Here is a 5339-nt window from a genome sequence, read left to right as displayed (position 1 = left end):
AAGTTAAAGGGCAAACCTGTCATTATCGGAAGCGACCCCAGACAAACAGGTGGGCGTGGTGTCGTTTCTACCTGTAGCTATGAGGCACGAGCTTTTGGTGTTCATTCAGCCATGAGTTCTAAAGAAGCTTATGAGCGCTGTCCCCAAGCTATCTTTATCTCTGGAAATTATGAAAAGTATAAGACTGTGGGACTTGAGATTCGAGCTATTTTTAAACGCTACACTGATTTGATTGAACCTATGAGTATCGACGAGGCATACTTAGATGTGACGGAAAATAAACTCGGTATCAAGTCAGCCGTCAAAATAGCCCGCCTCATCCAAGAGGATATCTGGCAGGAACTACACCTGACCGCTTCTGCAGGCGTTTCCTACAATAAATTTCTAGCTAAAATGGCCAGTGATTATCAGAAGCCACATGGTTTGACAGTGATTCTACCTGACAAAGCCCAAGACTTTCTCAAACAAATGGACATTGCTAAATTTCATGGTGTAGGAAAGAAGACAGTAGAAAAGCTTCATGAAATGGGCATTTATACTGGTGCAGACTTATTGGATGTCTCAGAAGTTACTTTAATCGATCGCTTTGGCAGACTTGGTTATGATCTTTATCGAAAGGCTCGTGGTATTCACAATTCTCCAGTCAAGTCCAATCGCATCCGCAAATCAATCGGGAAGGAGAAAACCTATAGTAAGATTCTCCAGGATGAAGAAGATATCAAAAAAGAGCTGACTCTTCTCTCCGAAAAGGTAGCTCACAATCTCAGCAAGCAGGACAAAGCTGGAAAAATCATTATCCTAAAAATACGATATGCTGACTTCTCCACTCTGACTAGACGAAAAAGCCTCCCACAAGCTACACAGGACGCTAGTCAGATTTCTCAAACCGCCCTTCAACTCTACGAAGAGCTAGCTGAAAAAGAAAAAGGTATCCGTTTACTAGGAATTACGGTGACAGGATTTTAAAAAGCTTGAAGGAAACTTCCCTCAAGCTTTTTTCTTATACAAACAAACGCACAAAACTATAGAGCAACAAGACACTACCGAGTACGATACGGTATTTACCAAAGAGTGTAAAGTCGTGTTTTTTCACATAACTGGTCAAGAAACGAATAGCAACCATGCTGACCGCAAAGGCAACACCCATGGCAACCAAGAGCAAGAACAGTTGTCCAAAACTCAAGAGTTGACCTGCTTTAATAAATTTGAAAATCTTTAAAGCGCTGGCTCCGAACATAACAGGAATTCCGAGATAGAAGGTGAACTCTGTTACGACTGAGCGGCTTGTTCCATTTAACAAACCACCAACGATCGTCGCACCTGAACGGCTCGTTCCTGGAAAGAGGGCGAGGACTTGGAAGAGCCCAATGTAAAGGGCTGTTTTATAGGGCAACTTGTCTAGCTCTGTCACTGTTGGTTCAATGGCTTGCGCCTTATTTCGTTTTTCAAGGTAGATAAAGGCAACACCATAGATAATCAACATGATTGCAACTGAAACCATGTTATGGAAGTTGGCATCAAACCAATCATCTAATTTAAAAACCAATAGCAAAGGCAAGGTCGCAACGAAGACTTTTGACCACAATTGCCAAGTTCTACGAACTTCTACCTTAGTTTTACCAGGTTTGAAAGGGTTAAGCTTGTTAAAGTAAATGACCATAACTGCTAAAATGGCACCAAGCTGAATGACAACATTAAACATGGACATGAAGGCTTCATTCTGGTCCTTGTATTGTACAAATTCTTCAACCAAGATCAAGTGGCCAGTACTTGAAATGGGCAACCATTCCGTAATTCCTTCAACAATCCCAAAAAAGATTGACTTCAAAATTTCAATAAAATACATACATTACTCCTTTTTCTGTCCTCTATTATAACATAATTTCAGATGTTGCGATAGATTTTTTAGAAGGCGCCGATGCTACCACCGCCTCCGCCTCCTGAGAATCCTCCACCTGAAGAACCACTTCCAGAAGATACAGAGTAATTGCTAGCTGTATTTGCGACAGCAGTATATTGCTTGATTTGTGCAGTTGAGGTGTAGAACTGTGAGTGCCAACCATAGGCTACATAAAGATTCAAATCTGGATTTTCAAGCTGAATATGGCGGACTTTCATTAACTTGCTCACCTTCTTGGCATAACCAAAGAGAGTCGCATAGACCAGTAGACGATTCCAAAGGACGATGCTCTCTAGCTCGGCCTGATCCAGATGAGCGATGTCGCGAAGCATATTTTCAAAACTCGTCCAGAGATAGAAGATTTCTGCTCCTTCCTCTGTTAGAACTCCATCACGATAGGCCCCTCGCGTGGCAAGATAAACCCAGAAACTAGTCCCTAATCCTGTCAATCCTAAAAGTAGAAACGGGATCGAAAAGAAGCCATGTGTTTGCCAACTATAATAAAAGAAAAGCAATCCACCTAGAGCTGTTATGGCTGAACAGACCCGCATCCCGAGAGCAAGGCGACGTTCCTCACTTGTCAAAGGACGATAGTAGCTTGGGATACGAAGTACATGGACCTTATCCTTGACACAAGACTGAATGCGTTGAAGTCTTCCTTCAAAGGAGCGTTTGAGACGCGAGCCTGTTTCTCGGATATGTTTTTCATCTGACTCTTTGGCACCACGGTAAAGGGAAGATGAAACTTGGTAATCAGGGAAGAGCTCTGAAATAGCCAATTCTTTCTTATTTGACAAGGTCATGCGTAGACATTCTTTCTCAAAATTGGACAAACCCTTTTCACTGATAATGCGCACATAAGGTTCCTCATCCCCTTGGAAAATAGATAAATGACCTCGATCTACTAAATCCAACAAGGTTGCCTGAATCAGACGTTCAAAAGTAAATTTACCAAACCCTGATTTGTTTAGGGGATTGACTTCCTCTAAGGAAGTTGAATACACTGCTTCTGCTAAAACCATTGGAGGCAAATCCATCGGTGGTTCGTAGAGTCGATGATCTTTTGGAAAGACCTTTTTAATGCTTGTACTCTGACGAAACATCCTATAGAAAATAGGAACTAGAAGTAAGAGACTCATAAAAATGACGGGAAATACCCATTTCATCAAAATCTCACTTTGCGCTTTTTCTGTTGCTATATTGCTTTCAATCCGGTTAAAATCGGTTAAACGTTCTTCCTCTAATCCTTGATCTGGAGCTCCTGCAAAAGCACTTCTAGGCCAGTATGCGTGTAATTCGATCTGTCGCTTTCTAGGAAGGTCTTTCATTTTGACATGATAGAGATTATTTACTTTTTCAACACTAGAGTCCCTTAGGAGTTGTCCTGCATGAAAATAGAGTTTCTCCGCTGGAGTATCAGAGCTGACCTTGAACTCAATCTCTTTGATGTCTCCAGTACTATCTGTCAAGGGTTGCCAATTTAGCTCTGCGATATCCTTATACAAGAAGAGAAGATTTGATAGTTTCCAGGTAACCGTTACCCGAACAGTATCTCCAGCATATCCAGCATTGTAAATTTTTACCTTGTAACCGTCCTCTTCCTCCATAGTATAGAAGGAAGCATTTTGAACAATTCTTCCATTTTTAGAGACCTGAACGGTCGGATCGGGATCAATGTCAAATCCTTCTGGCATTTTCCCAGCTTTCCCGAGTCCAACTAACTGACCATTATAATCATCTCCAAAGCGGTAGGTAATTGTTTCCTTAAAAATTGCAGTATTATCTGCATGAATATTCAAATCACCCTGATAAGATAAGATATCAAAGTCTACTGCAAAAACCAGGCTCGGTATAAATAATAAATAAGTAAATACCAAAGCCAACAGCCATCTTTTTTTCATAATCGCTTCCCTTTCAATCTTTTTACCATTATATCATTTTTTATAAGTAAAGGCTTACTTGTATTGAAAATCTCACTATTTTTAGATACAATAGAGAGAGTCATTTTTAGACTAGAAATAGGAGAAAACATGAAAAAATTATGCTTATCTATCCTTGCTAGCCTAGCCCTTACCTTAGGACTAGTTAGCCAAGTCCAAGCCGACGAATATTTACGCATCGGGATGGAGGCAGCTTACGCTCCCTTCAACTGGACCCAAGACGACGATAGTAACGGCGCCGTCAAAATCGACGGTACCAACCAATATGCCAACGGCTACGATGTTCAAATTGCTAAAAAGATTGCCAAAGACCTTGGTAAGGAACCTTTGGTTGTGAAAACCAAATGGGAAGGACTTGTTCCAGCCCTTACTTCTGGCAAAATTGATATGATCATTGCCGGTATGAGCCCAACCGCTGAACGCAAACAAGAAATTGCTTTTTCAAGCAGTTACTATACTAGCGAACCGGTTCTATTGGTAAAAAAGGACTCTGCCTATGCCAATGCCAAATCTTTAGAGGACTTTAGTGGAGCAAAAATCACGTCTCAACAAGGTGTTTATCTTTATGACCTGATTTCCCAAATTCCAGGTGCCAAAAAAGAAACAGCTATGGGTGACTTCGCCCAAATGCGTCAAGCTCTGGAGGCTGGTGTTATTGATGCCTATGTTTCTGAACGACCTGAAGCAATGACCGCTGAGTCTGCTAACGCTAAGTTCAAAATGATCCAACCTCAACCGGGTTTCAAAACTGGCGAAGAAGATACAGCTATTGCCATTGGACTTCGTAAAGATGACAGCCGCATCAGCCAAATCAACGCGAGCATCGAAACCATCTCTAAGGATGAACAAGTAGCCCTCATGGATCGTATGATCAAAGAGCAACCTGTGGAGTCTACAACAACGGAGGAAGAAAGTAGTTTCTTTAGCCAAGTTGCTAAGATCCTTTCTGAAAACTGGCAACAACTCTTGCGTGGTGCTGGTATCACACTCCTAATCTCCATTATCGGAACCATCACAGGTCTCCTTATCGGACTTGCAATCGGGGTCTTCCGTACCGCTCCACTATCTGAGAACAAGGCAATGTACACCCTACAGAAACTAGTCGGTTGGATTCTCAATGTCTATATCGAGATCTTCCGTGGTACACCAATGATTGTTCAATCCATGGTTATCTACTATGGAACTGCCCAAGCTTTCGGTATCAATCTTGACCGCACACTAGCCGCTATCTTCATCGTCTCAATCAACACAGGTGCCTACATGACTGAAATCGTCCGTGGTGGTATTCTAGCAGTTGACAAAGGACAGTTTGAAGCTGCAACTGCTCTTGGTATGACCCACAATCAAACCATGCGTAAGATTGTCCTACCTCAGGTTGTCCGTAATATTCTACCTGCTACTGGTAATGAGTTTGTCATCAATATCAAAGATACCTCTGTATTGAACGTTATTTCAGTTGTTGAGCTTTATTTCTCAGGAAATACTGTAGCAACACAAAC

4 protein-coding genes are annotated in these 5339 nt (G+C 41.7%); 2 read left to right on the top strand and 2 right to left on the bottom strand.

Annotated elements, in window-relative coordinates; genetic code table 11:
* Positions 1 to 966: DNA polymerase IV (gene dinB / locus GMD4S_RS06850; RefSeq protein ID WP_000596850.1), on the top strand; the 966-nt coding region annotated here is incomplete at its 5' end.
* 34 nt (positions 967 to 1000) lie between these two features.
* Here the strand turns inward: dinB and GMD4S_RS06845 are convergent.
* Together GMD4S_RS06845 and GMD4S_RS06840 are read right to left on the bottom strand one after the other, a co-directional pair.
* On the bottom strand, positions 1001 to 1846 hold the full coding sequence (locus GMD4S_RS06845) for an undecaprenyl-diphosphate phosphatase (protein ID WP_000273567.1): 846 nt from the start codon (positions 1844 to 1846) through the stop codon (positions 1001 to 1003).
* A gap of 59 nt (positions 1847 to 1905) precedes the next feature.
* Positions 1906 to 3801, bottom strand: a complete 1896-nt coding sequence (locus GMD4S_RS06840) for a DUF2207 domain-containing protein (RefSeq protein ID WP_000747708.1) — start codon at positions 3799 to 3801, stop codon at positions 1906 to 1908.
* Positions 3802 to 3930: 129 nt separating this feature from the next.
* Here GMD4S_RS06840 and GMD4S_RS06835 point away from each other — a divergent pair.
* Positions 3931 to 5339, top strand: a 1409-nt coding sequence (locus tag GMD4S_RS06835) for an ABC transporter substrate-binding protein/permease (protein WP_000732045.1), incomplete at its 3' end; no start/stop codon positions are given.

Source organism: Streptococcus sp. GMD4S (assembly GCF_000296955.1).
Note: the sequence above shows the minus strand (reverse complement) of the source record. Positions and strands in the feature narration are given on the sequence as shown.